Below are 18,199 nucleotides of genomic sequence, written 5' to 3'. Positions count from 1 at the left end.
TTCCTAACGATTTCTATAACGTTACGCACTTAAAACTAAGACAGGTAATGTGTTGAAAAACACGGTCTCGCGAAGCTTTTCAACATATTACCTGTCCTATCGCAATTACATGAGGCTATATACCAGGGATTTTTCCTCCGAATTAAATCCATGTCACATCAACCTACTCCAGACCCTATTATTGTTCCAATTCAAGCCCTACCTTCGGTTCTCTTAACTTCTTCTGCTACGTTCTCACACACTCCTACCGATCTGCGGCACTTGCGAGTGGAAGAATTCGTACAGGCGCGATCGCTGGCTTTAAATAGTCGGAAAGCTTATCAACAAGATTTACAGCGATTTATGGACTGGACAGAAACAGAATGGGTACAGGTAACGCGCCGACAAATTGCTCAATTTAAAGCATTTTTGATGGAAGAGACCCAATTAGCTCCTGCAACGGTCAATCGAGTGTTGACTACCTTAAAAAATTTTTATGGATGGATGGTCGATTCCGAGCATGTGTCCAAGAATCCAACTACAGCCGTTTCACTGCTAAAGCTAGAAGAACCAGAAGCTCAAGATTTAAGCCAAATAGAAGTCATTCAAATTTTCGAATCAGTATTTCAGGGAAAATTTCCTTACCGGGATCTGGCACTGATCTCAGTACTACTTCATGGACTGCGAGCAGAAGAATCCTCTGCTCTCAACCTAGAAGACTATGACGGGACACGACTGCACATTCGCAAAGCCAAGGGTGATAGTAAAGGATGGGTTCCCTTAAATAGTCAAGCCCGTCAACAGGTCAATGCATATTTAGATTGGCGGGAACAGCAGGGAGAAACCTTAGCGGGCGATCGCCCCTTGTTTTTATCGTATTCTCGTCGCAGCTATGGTCAACGGTTGAGTTACTGGGGCATTCGAGATGTTATGAATCGGATTAAAGAATCCACGGGGATTGACTTGAATGCCCATCGATTTCGGCATACCTTCGCTACCGACTTAGTACTGAAAGGAATGGATACATATCACATCATGACGCTAACCCGACATAAGTCCCTACAAAGCTTTAAACGCTATACCAAACGTGCTGATCAGATTGCTGCCGAGCGAGCTTTCTATGAGGCGATTGGAGAATCCCAACCCTCTACTTAAAATCCACTCTATTAGACCTGTTTTAAATTAGATTTTTGGCATGTTGTAGTGAGCAGTGGTTACGCCGCTCACCACAACATGCCAGCGTTCTATTTTTCTCTCTCTTCCTCAAGCAGCAACTCTAGCTGGGTTAATAACGTTTCTAGCTTCTCCTTTTTCATTGGGTTATCCCAAATTTTTGCCTTCTTAACACGCTGATAGGTAGTGTCAAGGCGCGATCGCAGTGTGGTCTGTTGTTCTGCATCTGAAGGATTAAGTTGCAACTCCTTCACCCGCTGTCGAATCTGAGTCAACGACAAATCTTGCCCGATCGAATCATTTAACAATATTTTTCGTTGACTTTCGTTCTTAATACGAGCGATCGCCTGAGCTTTAGTGTAAGCCAGTTTTCCTTCACTAAGGGCACTAAGAATATCTTCTGGTAATTTGAGCAAGGGCAAACGATGTTTGACAAAAGACTCCCACGCCATCCCAATTGCCGAGAATAAGCTTTCGATAATGCTCTTCTCTTCATTACCCACAACGTTGTGGGTAACTTTCCCCTTTACCTCATTCTCCATGCGATAAAGGAGGGAAACAATTTCTTGTGGACTATACTCAAGCTCAAGCGCTAGCAAGTTGAGAATTCCCTGCGTCTCTTCCACAGGGTTCAAATCTTCACTGAGAAGAAACTTAGTAAGGCTATACTCCAAAGCCTCCTTATCCGTCATTTCTCGAATAAAAACAGGAACTTCCAGCAAGCCAACATTTTTAGCAGATCGGTATCGCCGTTCTCCATCGACTAATTCATACAATCCTGGCTCTAGAGGGCGCACTACCAAGGGATCTGCAATTCCCTTTTTACGGATAGAATTTTCCAATTCCGTCATCCTGGCGACGTCAAAGTGCTTTCTAGGTTGCTTAAATCGCACCCTGACCTGGATTGCCTCAATTGGCAAAATCGTTCTTTCTTCCGAATCTCCTATAGTTTCAACTTCAATCTTCTTTGCATCTTCTATCCCGGAATCCGCCATATTGGGCTTACTCGCAACCCCTCCCTTTGCTGCCTTGATCAAATTGGCAAATGCATTAGGGTCAGGTTTCTTCTTCATATTGACCATTACGGCAACACCTCTTTCCCGATTGCTTTGTAATCGTCCCAAGCGTCGCTGGCTTTGGGATCACTCACCTGATAGACAGGCACACCCAACAACGCAGCTTTTTGAAAAGCACTGAGCCGCCGCACGAGCCTCTGAAAAACGGGTAACCCTGCATCCAGTAAACTATCTCTTGCCCGTTCTCCCTCTTTAGAAGGGTAGGGAGGAACAATCGTGATCAAGATCTTGTACTTTTCTGTATCCAACTCTGCCAATGCTTGAACTGTTTTCATCAGGGCATCGATGCCAAAGGCATCCGGCGTAGAAGGAATAATCAAAAAGTCACAACCATCCGCCAATGTTTTTAAGTTTTCTTCACTTGGTCTCGCCGGGGTGTCAATTACAATATGTTCAAATTTTCGAGCATATTTAACACCCTGCTCTTCATCAACAACCTTGAAGAGAGGTTTGATTTCATTATCTTCCCCACGTTTTGCCCAACCTAATACGGTTCGGTTCAAGTCTCCATCCACTAACAGAGTCGGTGCTTTACTTTGTAGATAAGCAGCCATATGAATTGCGGTCGTAGATTTTCCTACACCACCTTTAAAAGACGTGACCGTAATAATCATGCCAAAACCCTTACCGCTTTACTGTGCGATGTGACATCAGAATACAAGATCCCCATTCAGAAAACGTAATTTTTTCTAAATCTTGCCCTCTGCTTTTGCCTTTTTAATAGCTTCTTCAATAATCAATGCAACCATCTGAGACTCTGATCGGCGTTCAAGGCTAGACAACTTCTCTAAGTCTGCCTTCACGTCCGGCAATACGTACGCTACAACTCTAGGGCGTTTTGCTGGCACGGGACTAATCACTAGCTTAAACAACAACTCACCACGATGCTACCTCTATATGTGCCTTTGCATGCTGTTAGAAACCTTTGTAGCACTCGGAGTGCTACTTAATGCTACTATTGAACCAGCTAATCAACAGAGTGTTTTAATTTTTCTATAGCAATTTTCAACTACGTGACGTACAAGTTGTTATGTGAGAGCTTCACGGACTAAGGTTCTCACACAACAGCCGTAATTTATCCAGGCGCGAAGCGTGATAAAGGGCTTGTTTGATTATCAGAAGTTTCAGCAGAAAGAACATTTCATTGATTAGCTCTGCTACGGACAATTCATTAAACTTGTACAAAACCCAGCGATCGCTTACCCATGACTCCCAAACGTCAGGCAACAGCCAAAAGTGGATTAAAGCAACTCAGTCCGCTTGTGGATCAGATTTACGAATTTGATCCAGAGACTTTGGTGGACAAAGCAGCACGACTGATTACCATCGACCACGATGAAACTGGCATGACGATCGCTTCTGCCTCTAAACCTACAGAAGTCGTTGATGCGTCTACCACACAATCTTTGCGATCAAACAACGACAGTTCGCAATGGACGAAGCTGGCTAATGAAAGCTTAACCCTCGATTTTTTAGCTCAACTCGCCATCAGCTTGCAGAATAGCTCCCCGTTACCTGAGTTAGTGACAGATCAACTATTTCATCATTTATTGAAAGTGTATCGATACAAAGTAGAGAACGCCATACAAACTCAGGGAATTGATGCGATCGCCACCAGCCTACCCCATTTCAAATTGGTTGCTGATCGAAAACAGGGAACGCGTAAGTTAGAACTCATCTTTAACGATGTCAAAATTAAGGCGTACTTGAAGACATCTCTGACTGAGTTTTTCACTCAGGCTGGTATTTGGGATGAATTTGCCAAAGCTGTTGGAGCCAATTTAATTGTTGGTGCCATTGAAACCCTTGAGCAAACGCATGGCACAGAAACACTTCAAGCTTGGACTCAAGAAGAACTGCGTCAAACCATTAACCAATCTTTGACCGAATCTAGCCATACTTTATTGAGGGATCGAGCCGAATTTTTAGGGCATATCTATTGCCAGGACATCACCAAAAAAATTATTCAGGAATTTAATCTCCCCAATTGTTCTTTGCAAGACATAGAGCAATTATTAGGACTCAAGCAAAACCCGCCACCCGTAACCGATACCGGGTTGGAATTTGATCCCGTCACTGTACTACCGACCTCTATCCCCATTGCCAGCAGTATCCGTGCCCAACTCCGTCCTGAACTGTGGAAACAAGATGACGACAATATTGCTGTTTTCCATTACAAAAGTCGATCTAATCCGGGTAACTACATCGAGCATTACATCACCAATCCAGGTGATATTGCCATGCTTCCCTGGGAAGCTGCCGATCAGATCATCAATAAATTTGGCTTTGACACCGTGAAGCTGCAATTGATTTTTGCGGCACGAACCATGGAAGAAGATGAACCTTGGAAAAGCACTTTTACCTTGAGAGCCAGCGACATGATTCAACTCTTGGGCTGGGACAGAAATCACAACACGAGCTTATCGGAAAAGCGGAATGCCGTCGCCAGTGCTGCCTATGCACTATCATGTTTGCTAGTTAAATCGGTCTGGATTGAAGGCAAAGGAAACCGGAAAGTCGATGCCAGTACCCCCATTGGTCGCATGTGGGATGTTTTAATTGATCCCCATGGGCAATTTGATTGGGTGACGGGCAAGATTGAGAAACCAGATGAAGTTTATATCACTGTCAGTCCTGGTCTGTGGACGCGGCATTTCTTAAACCGAGCCGGAAACAAAGCCCGCGAAGCACTGCTTCAGTTTGGCTACCTGGCTAAAGACATCCTCAAAATCGATCCCTATCATAATGAACTGGCGTTGCGTCTTGCGATCCAACTCACTCTTGATGCCAGAATCCGGGTTAGAAATGAAAATCCTTATGACTATCGGGTCATCAGTCTACTAGAAGAGGTGATCCCAAAAGCGCAGATTGATCAGGCACTACAAGACAAACATAAAGCCCGTGACCTCAAAAAACGCTGGAATAGTGCCTTGAACCTGCTTATGAGTCTGGGTTGGCAGATAGAGTTTGATCCAAAGACGTACCCAGATTGGTTACAACCGGGTAGCACCGCCCCAAAACCCGAAGACTGGCGCAAAATTAAAGTACTTGAACGATTGCTTCAAGCCAAATTGACGATTAAGCCACCCCACCCTATCCCAGAATTATTAGCCAGAATTAGGGAACCCAAAAAGCTGAAACCTGTAGAAGCAAAACCTGCGATGGAACTTACCGGCGAACAAGTTCGCTTGGGTCGAGAGAAACAAAACTGGAGTCGCAAGGAATTAGGAGGTTTCCTAAATTTGAGTGCCGACTATATCGGCAAACTCGAACGAGGCGATCGCACTATCACACCAGACTTAGAAACTAAACTCAGACGACTGCTGCATCTGTGAGAAAAGTGTATCAGTTTTGTCTTTTTCTCAGGTCCATAAATCAGCAATTCTTTGATCTCATTGGAACACGGCATTTTCTAATATGAGACAAGCCTCTCCGTATACCCTCACCTAAACCAGTCTGCCAGCAAAATTGGGTGATCTGTCAGCTTCAAAACAAGGCAAGAGCAGGGTATTGCGCTGAGGTGTTGTAACGCGATCGCCTTTGCCAGCACATTACAATCAAAACACCGTCTGTAAGGGCAGAGTTATGACGCAAGCCAGGGTCAAATTCACAAACTTTGAGGAGTATTTCTCCTACAGCAATGAAATGCTGACAGAAAGGCGTCACGAATTGATTAGCTCTGGTTGCAGCAAGTATCCCAGTTGAACTAATTCATCCTGGCAAATGTGGAATCCAGGTTTCCGTCTCGCACCACAACGATACCGAAAATCGCTTCCCCGACTTAGTTGTACTGCGAGAAGACCATCTGGAACCGACACAACGACGACTGATCAGCACTCTAGATATGCCACCACCCCGACTGATTACTGAAGTCGTCAGTCCTGGCAAGACGAACCGCGATTCTCCTTCGGAGAGGCTACGTCAACACAACTACGTTCACAAACGCGCCCAGCATGTAGCGATCGCAGTTCCCGAAGATTGGCTGATTGATCCGATCGCTCAAACTGTGATGGTGTTATCCCTGGAGGGAGACCAATACCGAGAAGTTGGTGTGTTTAGTCAATCAGAAGCGATCGCTTCAGTCGAGTTTACAGAACTCGTACTAGCCGTAGAGCAACTCTTTGAGACTAAATGATACGAATAATTGAGACAAAATGATACAAATAGCGCGATCGCGCTAGATTTTCAAATTTCTCGAAAATTTTCTCAGCAGAGGGTTACACTTCAAACAGCACCGTGCTCAAACTATTCTCTTTTGAATCAAGAGCAACACCATGAAACCTCTGAGCGTTTGCCGTCAATGGGTTCGATTCTACTCTAAGGTGTGGTTTTTCGTTAGCTTTAAACTACACCTTAAGAATTGGGTCAGATATCTATTATTAGGTACTCTGACGACTCTATGGTGTATCCTAGCCGTACCTGGACTGAGTAGTGTTCCATCCCTTAACAAGAGTGCTTCTACGGTGATCTCCAGTCCTATCTCAGCCCAACAGTTGGAGCGACAAGGGAAAGAACATTATGATGCCGGACGATTTGCCGAGGCAGCTCAATTGCTTCAGCAGGCTGTGCAAGCGTATCAGGCAGAGGGCGATATTCTCCACCAGGCGATCGCCCTTGGTAATCTCTCGTTGACTTACCAACAACTGGGACAATGGGCGGATGCTAATCAAGCGATCGCAACTAGCCTTGAGCTTTTACACTCGGCGCAAGTAGAAGACAATAGCGATCGCCTGTCTATTTTGGCGCAAACGCTCGATACCCAAGGGAGTCTACAACTGACACAAGGGCAAGCAGAACAGGCACTGGTCAGTTGGCAGCAAGCTACATCTATATATGAGCAGGTGAATGATGCAGATGGAGTGCTGCGAAGTCAGATCAATCAATCACAAGCGTTGCAAGCACAAGGGTTATATCGCAGAGCGATCGCTCTTTTAGAACATTCTTTGCACTTACCAGAACAAAGTGATATCACACTTAAAGCATTTCAAGACCAGGTGAAGGCTCTACCCAATTCGTCAAATATCGCAACAGCACTCAGAAGTCTAGGAAATGCGCTTCAAGTTGCAGGCGATCTGGCGCAGGCGCAAGTCGTATTGCAACACAGTCTGAACATTGCTCAAGATCTACAGTTGACGGAAGCGATCGCCACTGCTCAGTTCAGTTTGGGTAATGTTGCCCGTGCCCAACGAAATAGGGCGGATGCCTTGGACTATTATCAACAAGCAGCCACCAGTTCAGGTTCACTATTGATCCGCACCCAGGCACAGCTCAATTGCCTGAGTCTGTTGCTGGATAGCCAGCAGTGGTCTGAAGCAGAGGCATTATTGCCCTCCATTCGATCGCAAATTGCTGATCTGGCACCGGGGCGACTGGCACTTGAGGCTCAGGTGAACTTTGTCCAAACTCTGATTCAGTTCAAACAAGACTATGCGTCAGCTGCGTTGGATTGGGCAGAAATACGTCAGATCCTAACGACTGCCCATGAGCAAGCGATCGCATTAGGAGATGCCAGGACTGATTCCTATGTGCTGGGTACATTGGGGGAAGTGTACTTGCAGACTCAGAATTGGTCGATGGCGCGATCGCTAACCGAGCAAGCCTTACAACACGCCCAATCTGTTCAGGATGCCGAAATTACCTATCGCTGGCAGTGGCAATTAGGACGGCTTTACCAAGCAACAGGGGAAATCAAAACGGCGATCGCTGCCTATGAAGCAGCAGTTAATACACTACAATCGTTGCGTGGAGATGTGGTAGTCAGCAATCTTAACTCTCAACGGATATTTCGGCAAACGGCTGAAGAACCCATTTATCGAGGGTTACTCGACTTACTATTGCAAGCAGAACACCCAAGCCAAGAGAACTTGACAAAAGCTCGAACCGTGATTTCGTTGCTTCAGGTCGCACAACTGGAAAACTTCTTGCAGCAACCTTGCGCTGATGCCGACCCACAATCAGTTGATGCGGTAGTGAAATATGAATCTCCCAAAGCAGCCGTTTTTTATCCGATTGTGTTGCCCGATCGCCTAGAAGTGATTGTCAAACTGCCTCAAACAGACGATTTATACCACTATCGGAGTTGGCAGGCTTCAGCTTCTGAACTAAAAAAAGCGATCGCTCAGCTTCAGCTTGATCTGGAGGAAGAGTATACCTTTGATGCGGTCAAGGTAGGGGCTCAACAACTGTATACCTGGCTGTTACAGCCTGCCCAGTCACGTCTGGAAGAAGAGGGGATTAATACGTTAATCTTTGCGCTGGATAGGTCTCTGCGAACGATACCAATGGCAGCACTCTATGATGGGCAGCACTATTTGATGGAACGCTATGCGATCGCTCTGGTTCCAGAGCTAAATTTAGTCAACCCCCAGCCGTTACAACGTAGTCAAATCCGGGTCTTGGCAGCCGGATTGACGGAACCCGCTGAGGCAGACCGTACCAACTTCCCTAAGCTGCCCCATGTCAATGCAGAGCTGGAGCAAATTAGTGCAGATGGGCTGCCTCTGATTACCATTCGAGATACAGACTTCACCACTGAAACGTTTAATCAAACCCTCAACAATCGTACTTTTTCGGTGGTGCACCTTGCTACTCATGGGCAATTTAGCTCGAATCCGCAAGATACATTTTTGCTCACGGCGAATGGCAAAATTCAAGTCAATCAATTGGACAGGCTGTTTAGCACTCGAGGGCAGATTCGTCGCGATGTGATTGAGCTGCTGATTCTCAGTGCCTGTGAAACGGCAACGGGCGATGACCTGGCAGCATTAGGGATTGCCGGAACGGCGGTGAGAGCAGGCGCACGCAGTACTCTTGCGTCACTTTGGGCGTTAGATGATACCTCTAGCGTGGAATTTACCCGACAGTTTTATCAACAGTTGGGACAAACAGGGATCAGCAAAGCCCAAGCACTCCAGGTCGCACAGCAATCACTCCTTCACAATCCGCAATATGAACATCCCCGCTATTGGGCGACCTATGTCTTGGTGGGCAATTGGCTTTAATGCTATAACGGTGGGTCAATGAGAGAGGTTTCTTCCGAAGTCTCTCTAGAACAACTTCTGCAACAGAAAGGGCTAGTCATAGTTCTGCTAATCATACTTCAGTGAAGGGATGGAGGAAGCTGGCGATGGGACAAGGGAATGGACTCATGCAAACTATATTTATAGGAGCGACTCTTGCGTTGCTGGCATCTCCTACCGTTGCCCAAATTATCCCAGATAGTACATTGGGGGCTGAAGCTTCCCATGTGACACCTAATCGCTTGATCGGTGGACGGTCTGTAGATCAGATAGATGGTGGTGCTCGACGGGGTGTCAACCTGTTTCATAGTTTTGTTGAATTCAACGTCAATGAAGGGCAGCGGGTGTATTTCAACAATCCGGCTGGTGTGCAAAATATCCTCAGTCGCGTTACTGGGATCAATCCTTCAAACATTGCCGGAACGTTGGGGGTGAATGGTGCCGCGAACCTCTTTTTGCTCAACCCCAACGGCATCATTTTTGGTTCCAATGCCCAACTAGATATCCGAGGTTCCTTTACTGCCAGCACAGGCGATCGCTTCACCTTCCCCGATGGCAGTGAATTTAGTGCCACTCAGCCCCAGGCTGCGCCATTGCTCAACATCAATGTGCCCATTGGGTTGCAATATGGACGGGGCACAATTCAAAATCAGGGGCAGCTCAGCACCGGACAGGATCTCACCCTATTTGGCAACCTGCTGGATTTACAGGGGCAGCTTCAGGCAGGCGATGATCTGACCCTGCACGGACAAACGGTGCGGGCACGCGACACGCTAAACACCCCCTTTGTCGCCACTGCGGGAGATACGTTAACCATGCGGGGGATTCAAGGGATTGATATTCTGGCATTACATCATCCCCAATCGCAGATTCAAAGTGGGGGCAATTTAAGGCTGCTCAGCAATGGCATCATTTCCGGCGATGCCCATTTTGCTAGTGGCGGACGCTTTGCCCTGCGTCGTTTGTCAGGCGGATTAGCCAGCTTCACCAGTCTCTATGATCCCATTATCAGTGCCACAGGCAATGTCGATATTGCAGCCAATTACAGTGGTGCATCCCTGTTAATTGAATCACAAGGCAATGTGCGGCTTCAGGGAACCGTTGATATTAACGTCGCTGACCTGAACTCCAATTTTGTTGGTTCGGATGCCGTATTGCGGACTCAACCGGGGTTAATCATTCGGTCAGGACAAGCCAATTTGATCTATGGCGCAACCAATCAAGACAGTCCACCGACCTTCACCAATGGCAATGTCCCAGCCGGCATCACGTTGAATGGTGCTGTCACCACCGCAGGGGGTCTAGTCAACCTCACTGCCACAACCGGCAATATCAGAACCGCAGCCATTCGTACCCAGGGCGGTCGTCTGGTTCTTAACAGCATTAAAGATAACATTATCGCTACAGGTTCTTTAACTACAAACCATGGGACATTAAATGGTGGAAACATGACCCTCAACGCAGGGGGTAATATTACAGCAACCAGGTTAGATTCGTCTTTAGCTTCAGGTGTCGGGAATGTAGGAAATGGGGGGGCAATCACTCTTAATGCAGAGGGTGATATTACAGCGAATCATTTGGACTCGTCCTCGTCCTCCTACGCAGATGCAGGAAATGCAGGAAATGGGGGAACAATCACTCTCAATGCGAAGGGTGATATTACGGCGATATTGTTGGGCTCGTCCTCGCTCTCAGTCTCGGATGCAGGCAATGCAGGAAATGGGGGAATCATCGTTCTCAATTCAGGGGGTGATATTACAGCACATAATATTGTTTCGTCCTCATCCTCCTACGCAGATGCGGGGAATGCAGGAAATGGGGGAATCATCGCTCTCAGTGCAGGGGGTGATGTTAGAGTGAATTTTTTAAACTCATCCTCGTCATCATTCTCAGATGCAGGGAATGCAGGAAATGGGGGAATCATCGTTCTCAATGCAGAGGGTGATATTACAGCGAATGATTTTTACTCGTCCTCATCCTCGTCATCATCATCATTCTTAGAGGCAGGAAATGCAAGGAACGGGGGAGCGATTTTTCTCACTGCAGGGGGCAATATTACAGCAAATAATTTGAACTCGTCCTCGTCCTCGTCCTCATTCTTAGCTTCAGATGCAGGAAATGGAGGAGCAATCACTCTCACGGCACGGGGTGATATCACAGCAAATGATTTTTACTCGTTCTCGTCCTCGCTTTTATCCTTAGGTGCAGGAAATGCCGGGAACGGGGGAACAATCACTCTCATGGCTGAAGACAATATTACAGCAAATAATTTGAACTCGTCCTCATCCTCGTCCTCAGATGCAGGAAATGGGGGAGCAATTACTCTCACCACGGGGGTTGATATTACGGCGAATGATTTGAGCCCGTACTCATACTCAGATGCAGGGGACGCAGAAAATGGGGGAGCAATCATGCTCACTGCTGAGGGCAATATTATAGCGGATGAGTTGAGAACGTTCTCATTTTCAAGGTTTGGGAATGCTGAAGATGGCGGAACAATTTCGTTGAGGGCAAGACGAGGAAATATTAATAATTCACTTCTGATTTCCTCTTCAATTGCAAATATGGGACAAGCAGGAAATGGGGGAAATGTTACTATATTGACCCCGAATAACATTCACAATCTAGAAATTCTAACGCTGTCATCTGATTCAAACTCCGGCTCAGTCGAAATCAGAGGGCGTGAAGCCCTATTCATTACGAATACCCAAATCTTGACCAGTAGGCAAGTAACTATACAAGATCCGTTGCATGGACTTAACACAATTACCTTAGATATAGGTGGACAGGGTCAATCGGGAAATGTGATGATTACGACTCCTGGTAATCTAACCTTAACCCACAGCTCAATTCAAAGTGATACCAAGGGCAGTGATGCCGCTGGGGATGTCACGATCGAGAGTGGCGGACGAGTGACGTTTAACCACAGTGAAATTGTCAGTAACACCAGTAGCACAGGTGCCGCAGGCAGTATCTTTATTCGGTCAGATTCGTTATTCTTGAATCACAGTCAACTAACCGTCGAAACTCGGGGTACAGGTTCGGCAGGAAATATCTTGATTGAAACACCACGCCTATTCTTAAATCACAGCCAACTCACCGCTGAAACCCGCAGTGGCGATGGCGGCAATATTCAGTTGCAAGGACTAAATCGGTTGGAGATGCGAAACAATAGCTTAATTTCTGCCGCTGCTCAGGGCAATGCAGGCGGTGGCAATATCCGCATCAATACACCTGAGACTCGGGGCGGATTCATCTGGGGGTTTGATAATAGCGATATCATCGCCAGCGCCGAAGGGGGCGCAGGGGGGCAAATTGATATTTATGCCGATGGCGTCTTCAATTTTGTTACACAGCCTGAACCCGATCGAGCAATTTTACCAGCCAACACCACCAATGATATCAGCGCCAGTTCAGAGTCCGGACCGCAAGGGGTGGTCAACATTCAAACAGGAGTTGACCCGACTCGGGGCATCGCCGAGTTACCGACAGATGTGGTAGATGCTTCGCAACTGGCGGCACAAAGCTGCGCCACGGGTGGAGTCACCAACGCCAATGAATTAAGTACGTTTGTCATTACCGGACGGGGTGGCTTGTCACCTAGCCCCACCGACACCCTGGCAGGCGACACGTCTGTCTCTCACTGGATTGTCTTGGATGAGGCATCCAGCCCTGACTTGACCACCGCACCCACAGTGGCTCCACCACCTGCATCTGAAATACCGATCGTCGAAGCCCAGGGTTGGGTCATCGGTGCCAATGGTGAAGTCCTCCTGACCACCAATGCACCCACCATGACTCCTCAAGCAACCCCCGTCACTCCAGCGCAATGCAGCAGGTCTTAGCGATTTCTCAACAAGAGTTTGCCTGTTGGGTTGCCCTTCGACTCCGCTCAGGGCGCAGTCTAGCGGGTTGTACAGAGTAGGGTGACCATCACCCACCTTCCATCTCACCAACCTAGCGGGTTGAGCGAAGCCGAAACCAGCGGAGCCGAAACCAGCAGATATTTCCTCGCTTGGACATCGCCTCAGACAAATTCATTTATGTTTCAGGCGTACAACAGCCTGTAATGGGTTGGGATGCCAGCTCTGAAAGATCTAAAAACTCAAGTAACCCTGTCCAATCGGCTTGCAAAGCTTGACTCTCTGGATGACGTCGGCGCTGATGGGCAAGCTCTGTCACCATGTCGTACCAGATCCCATTTTCTGCATAGATCCTATAGGTTTGTGAGGGCATTACCTGTGCCAAGGCAGCAACGACTTCCGGACTGGGTTCAAGCCGCTGAATCCAGCCCCGCACACCCGGATTGCGTGAGGGTCTGTCGGCATCACACACGATCGAAAAATACCAGTTGTAGAGTTGATTGACGCCTAATTCATAAGGAATACGAACTTCAACCATACCCGGCGTTCCAGACAAATTCATCAGAATGGGTTGAGATAAAACTGGATGTTTATCGGCATCTAACACCATAAACTTAGCAGATCGCAATACCTCAGATGCCGCATAGGGCACATAAAACCAGAGCGACGGCTGAGACTCCACCGTTGTCCCCCAGATATAGGTCGGAGCGATCGCTTCCTGATCTGCTGACGGTGATTGCTCTTCTCTCTCAACCGAAAAAGCAGGCACCAGAGCAGTCAGAGGTTGCTCCACCGAAAGACACCCCTGCCCTCGTCCCGTTCCACCCGCAGAACGCCCTGTCGGGGTGCCGATATGGGTAGGGGGAACGAAAATTAACTTGGCTCGATTGAGAGCATCCCTAAAAAAGTTAGTAACAGAATTGCCAGACTGAGCTAAAACAACACTGGGTGAAATCGTTAACATCAATGCCAACGCTAAGGTAACAAGAATAATTTGCTTGAGTAACCGCTGGATACAGTTCATGGACTAAGATTTTAACCTCCATGCCTGTTTCCGAAGGACAAAGGTTTTATAAGTAATCCACCCACTGCTTCCTACAAACGCCAGTACAGGCGGAACTAAAGGCACCCAGCTACCCAGAATAAAAAAAGTCAGACATATAGCAGGCAAAATAATAATGGCGATCGCTCCCACCACTATTCCTAAACGGCGCGACTGAATACGCCATGCCAATATCCCTCCAATCAGCGACCAACTGCAAATCCACAGCGATTCCATCCCAAACGACCAGGGTTGCAATAATGGACGACCATCCATCATCTTACTGAGAATCTGGCTAATCATCTGTGCTTGCATAAATACTCCCGGTATTTCTTCTCCATAGGGAGTACGCCAATTATCTGGAAAAACAGTTTCAACCGAAGAGCCAATCAAAACAATTTTGCCTTCAACATCTGCTTGGGTCAGTTTCCGTTCTTCTAACACCTCTCGAAGGCTAAACTTTTTAGCAATGTTGCGAGGCGAACATACCCCGCTTAAACAAACTGAACGGTAATTCAGCAAAATTTGATAGCCTTCCCAATCAATACTTTGGTATCCGCCATAAGGAGCAACTAACCGTCGGAAGGGAGTATCCCCAAATTTCAAGATCCATTGAGGTTCCTCAGGAGGATGATACTCAACTTGATGAGCCTCTAGATAATGCTTTGCTAACTGCAAACTTGATGCGGTTGTAGCGGTGCAAGGAGCTTCTTGCTGTTCAATCAGCATGAGTTGACGACGGACTATCAGATTCCCATCATGTACGAAATCGCTAAAGCCAACTTGTTGAGGTGAGATCTCTTGAGGCGGAGCAATTCCTGGATAAGTAACTTCACGTTGACCATCTGAATTTTGCCTAATTTCAGGAGCTTTGCACGGGGCAAATAAATTTGGGCTACTTTTGAACAAAGGCTTGAGGCTATCTCCGGTAAATTCTCGATAAAGATCTAAATCAATCGCATTGGGTTTGTACGTTTGTAGCAGTTGAATCAGCTCAACTAGCGACTGATCGGAAATTGACATTCCCGGTTTTTGAATAATCCTCCTTTCTCGCTGTTCATAGTCATCATCGTCAATTTCAATAATCAAGAACCGATCATCTACTGGTTCAGCAGGACGCATCTGCATCAGCCAATCAAATGCCCAGAGTTCCAGCGGTTGAAGAATCGCCAAAAATCGAACAACTATCACAAAAATAGCAATTCCCAAGCTAGATAAAAGCACGCTACGACGAGTACAACGCATCAACGGCAACAAGCTTTTCCATCGCTGATCCTGTTGATGAAACGTTGTCTGTAAATCTTTTAGCTCACTCAGTTTTGACCAAATGGTTGCCGTCGAGATGGCTCCTCCACCCAAATCATCACTGCGATCGCGGGTAAATTTAACAATCCCACAAACCTTATGAGTTCGCCGATTCAACAACGGTGAACCACTCAACCCCGGACGCACCTGTCCCGCCTTAAATTTAATGATGGGTGGGGTATCTCCTGTTAACCCTTCACATTGCCCTGTAACCGGCGCACCTTGAGCAAAATCATCTGGATAGCCGTAGGTATAAAGATCATCCCCCGATTGAATAGTAGTATCCAGGTAAACACAAGGATGATGGGGAATCTCAGTCGTTAACTCTAGCAAGGCTAAATCAACCGGATCGGCAAATTGCACAATCACCTTAGATTCAGCGTCCACCTCCTGACCTTGCCAGGACACTTCAACAGGGCGATCGCCCGCATCTTTGACCACATGGGCACAGGTCAAAATTTTACCGGGAGCCACAAAAAAACCCGTCCCCCATCCTGCTTTACCCGGAATGCTGAGCTTGACCGTACACTGTTGCAGCAACTCATCTAGATTTGCCTTGCTGTCAGCCTGCGTCATCCTTGGGTTTCTCCCACTCCAGCGTGATTTCTAAATTTGCCTTACCTGCTCCTTTGACAATCATCGCGGTTAACTGTCCAGAATCAATCGATACATCAATGCCAAACTTAACCGATGCTTTACTAGGATTGACTTTATATAGAGTAGCGGCGATCGCATCCACAATCCCTTCAATTGCTGCTGTCACTTCCTTAAACGGTCGAATGTCAAACGCAACATCCTCCCGCCCGGTTTGCTCAACTTCAATTTTGATCAGGGTGCCGTTGGGCAGTTGAGCAGGGACCTGAGTTGTTCGAGTTTCAGCAAAGGTCACAATTGACTCCTCAATCCACGCTAGAGCTTAGTTGCATCTCACTCTAACAAGCAAAGAGTTTGATCGGCGAGATATGACTCACATTTTTCCTAAACACTTTGGGATAGGGAAATCAAGCTGAAGAGAATGCTCTTGCAACAAATCTTCAACTCCTAAGACAAATGAGACTATCTTTCTCCGTATACTATCACCTGACTTCTTAAGACAACAAGACAAGATAATCCGTATAGAATCACTACGCGATAGGCGATCGCCCAAGATGCCTTTTTACCGTCTCTTGTCTCCCCTCTTCGCACTATCACAGGGTTTGTCTTATTGGCGATCGTCCACACCTACTCAATATTAAGCAACAGGGAACTTTAGTTTTAAGACAACTTTCTCCGTATACAATCACTTTGCCTTAGTGCATCCATCACGCCCTTAAATGCTCCCCTAAAAACAACTCAGCTTTAAGACAAAGTTCTCCGTATCGTGTCACTAAATCTCCACATCGTTTAACTTAATCTCCATTAATTTGTATGTTGTCTCAGTCTTTTATCTTCTAGAACTAAAGCTGAGCAAGCACTTTATTAAAATCAATTCTCCGTATCAACTCACTTTCAAATTTCTCTAATCCAGTTCAGACACAATCTCGATATCAGACAAAGTTCTCCGTTTCTTGTAACTGATTCGAGTTTATCAATCCTGCCGCATTACACCAATTTCCCGAGTTACGACAAGACAAATGCCTCCGTATTCTACAACTACTCACACCTACTTTAGTCTCAGAATAAAAGCTGTATAAGGATTTGGTCTTATCCGAGTAATTTTCAGAGAATACAAATCAGGACTTTATAAATGAGACATAATTCTCCGCGTTTTATCACTATTCTTTCCAGCAATAGATCATAAAAAGCGATCGCTCAATGTATTGTCCCGTATAGCTCATACCGATCTTGTAAAAGCATTCACCCGCTTTTACCTGCACAGGCTTTTGCTATCTCAGATCTCTGTCTCACCCAAAATAACTAAACAAAAATAACTCAAACCCTTTTCCTCTAAGGCTTTTAAATTAAGACAAACATCTCCAAATGGGCACACTGAACCGTCCCAATTAAATCACCTTTTTTCCGTATCAATACACTTCTTTTTTCTAGAATGCTTAACTTGTAAGATGTCTAGCTTTATGAGACAACCTAATCAGTCTGATAAGACTGATCGCTCACAAAATACTCAAGACATAGATCTGGGAAAATTTCTCTCCATCTGAAACTAAACAGAAAAGAGAGTTTTTGAGCCCATGCAGGCACAGACACAATACCCAATACAGAAACCTATTAATAGGCTGGGAGGTGCGTCATAGTTACCTCCGTTGCTACCCAGACCTTTGCCTACGTAAAAGAGTGGGATGACGCATTTCTTGCGCTATTCCCACATCGCTTTGACTATATCTATGCCAACCATCCCCAACCCGAAGAATCTCCTGATTGGCAAACCGAAAGTCGCCACCTTCTCAGCGATCGCATTCTGCGTCAGGGTGCTTACCTTTTTGGTGTTCGTTTTGGCAGTCAAACCCAATACTGCCTATTAGACATCGATATTGGCAGCCGTTATCATCCCCAACACGATCCATTTGCGATCGCTCGGATCGTCGCAGCTTTAGAACCGCTGGGATTAGTTTCTTACATAATCTGTACTTCTAGCTATAGCGGTGGTTTACATCTCTATCTTCCTTTTAAAGAAGCAGTTAATTCTTGGGAACTAGCAACCGCTGTTTCAGCCTTGATCGAAAATGCAGGCTTCAAGCCAAATCCCGGACAATTAGAAATTCTTCCAAATCCCAGACCCTATATTACGGACGGGACTCCCAGTCT

At 46.4% G+C, this 18,199-nt stretch carries 12 protein-coding genes; 6 read left to right on the top strand and 6 right to left on the bottom strand.

Features of this window, described 5'->3' with window-relative positions; translation table 11 throughout:
- Positions 1–150: 150 nt before the first annotated feature.
- A complete protein-coding gene (locus tag ACR6Z4_RS21590) occupies positions 151–1,134 on the top strand; it encodes a tyrosine-type recombinase/integrase (RefSeq protein WP_479719392.1) in 984 nt (327 codons plus the stop codon).
- Positions 1,135–1,223: 89 nt separating this feature from the next.
- Here the strand turns inward: ACR6Z4_RS21590 and ACR6Z4_RS21585 are convergent, their stop codons facing one another.
- From ACR6Z4_RS21585 to ACR6Z4_RS21575, 3 genes are all read right to left on the bottom strand, one after another.
- The gene (locus ACR6Z4_RS21585) at positions 1,224–2,225 is read right to left on the bottom strand and encodes a ParB/RepB/Spo0J family partition protein (protein ID WP_479719391.1); all 1,002 of its coding nucleotides are present in this window, start codon (positions 2,223–2,225) and stop codon (positions 1,224–1,226) included.
- Positions 2,226–2,233: 8 nt separating this feature from the next.
- Positions 2,234–2,842, bottom strand: a complete 609-nt coding sequence (locus ACR6Z4_RS21580; RefSeq protein ID WP_479719390.1) for a ParA family protein — start codon at positions 2,840–2,842, stop codon at positions 2,234–2,236.
- 75 nt (positions 2,843–2,917) lie between these two features.
- The gene (locus tag ACR6Z4_RS21575) at positions 2,918–3,076 is read right to left on the bottom strand and encodes a ribbon-helix-helix domain-containing protein (protein WP_479719389.1); all 159 of its coding nucleotides are present in this window, start codon (positions 3,074–3,076) and stop codon (positions 2,918–2,920) included.
- Between the two features lie 357 nt (positions 3,077–3,433).
- Between ACR6Z4_RS21575 and ACR6Z4_RS21570 the strand changes: the two genes are divergently transcribed.
- The 4 genes from ACR6Z4_RS21570 (at position 3,434) to ACR6Z4_RS21555 (ending at position 13,092) form a co-directional block, all read left to right on the top strand.
- Positions 3,434–5,563 (top strand): helix-turn-helix domain-containing protein, encoded by a 2,130-nt coding sequence (locus tag ACR6Z4_RS21570; protein WP_479719388.1) that lies wholly within the window; start codon positions 3,434–3,436, stop codon positions 5,561–5,563.
- Between the two features lie 344 nt (positions 5,564–5,907).
- Positions 5,908–6,363: a Uma2 family endonuclease gene (locus ACR6Z4_RS21565; RefSeq protein ID WP_479719400.1), complete on the top strand. Its 456-nt coding sequence runs from the start codon at positions 5,908–5,910 to the stop codon at positions 6,361–6,363.
- 139 nt (positions 6,364–6,502) lie between these two features.
- Positions 6,503–9,229 (top strand): CHAT domain-containing protein, encoded by a 2,727-nt coding sequence (locus ACR6Z4_RS21560; RefSeq protein ID WP_479719387.1) that lies wholly within the window; start codon positions 6,503–6,505, stop codon positions 9,227–9,229.
- 146 nt (positions 9,230–9,375) lie between these two features.
- Positions 9,376–13,092: a two-partner secretion domain-containing protein gene (locus ACR6Z4_RS21555; protein WP_479719386.1), complete on the top strand. Its 3,717-nt coding sequence runs from the start codon at positions 9,376–9,378 to the stop codon at positions 13,090–13,092.
- Positions 13,093–13,288: 196 nt separating this feature from the next.
- Here ACR6Z4_RS21555 and ACR6Z4_RS21550 read toward each other — a convergent pair whose 3' ends face one another.
- The 3 genes from ACR6Z4_RS21550 to ACR6Z4_RS21540 are packed head-to-tail and all read right to left on the bottom strand — an operon-like array spanning position 13,289 to position 16,346.
- Positions 13,289–14,134, bottom strand: coding sequence for a DUF928 domain-containing protein (locus ACR6Z4_RS21550; RefSeq protein ID WP_479719385.1), 846 nt, complete (start codon positions 14,132–14,134; stop codon positions 13,289–13,291).
- 3 nt (positions 14,135–14,137) lie between these two features.
- Positions 14,138–16,033 (bottom strand): CHASE2 domain-containing protein, encoded by a 1,896-nt coding sequence (locus ACR6Z4_RS21545; RefSeq protein ID WP_479719384.1) that lies wholly within the window; start codon positions 16,031–16,033, stop codon positions 14,138–14,140.
- Entirely contained in the window at positions 16,020–16,346 is a 327-nt protein-coding gene (locus ACR6Z4_RS21540) for a CU044_2847 family protein (protein ID WP_479719383.1), read from the bottom strand. The genes ACR6Z4_RS21545 and ACR6Z4_RS21540 overlap by 14 nt, the downstream gene beginning before the upstream one ends.
- Before the next feature lie 1,432 nt (positions 16,347–17,778).
- Here ACR6Z4_RS21540 and ACR6Z4_RS21535 point away from each other — a divergent pair.
- Positions 17,779–17,916 (top strand): hypothetical protein, encoded by a 138-nt coding sequence (locus ACR6Z4_RS21535; RefSeq protein ID WP_479719382.1) that lies wholly within the window; start codon positions 17,779–17,781, stop codon positions 17,914–17,916.
- Positions 17,917–18,199 lie beyond the last annotated feature (283 nt).

It is taken from the genome of Calyptranema fuscum S582, assembly GCF_055793305.1.
The sequence above is the reverse complement of the archived record's forward strand: the minus strand, read 5'-3'. Positions and strand labels throughout refer to the sequence as shown.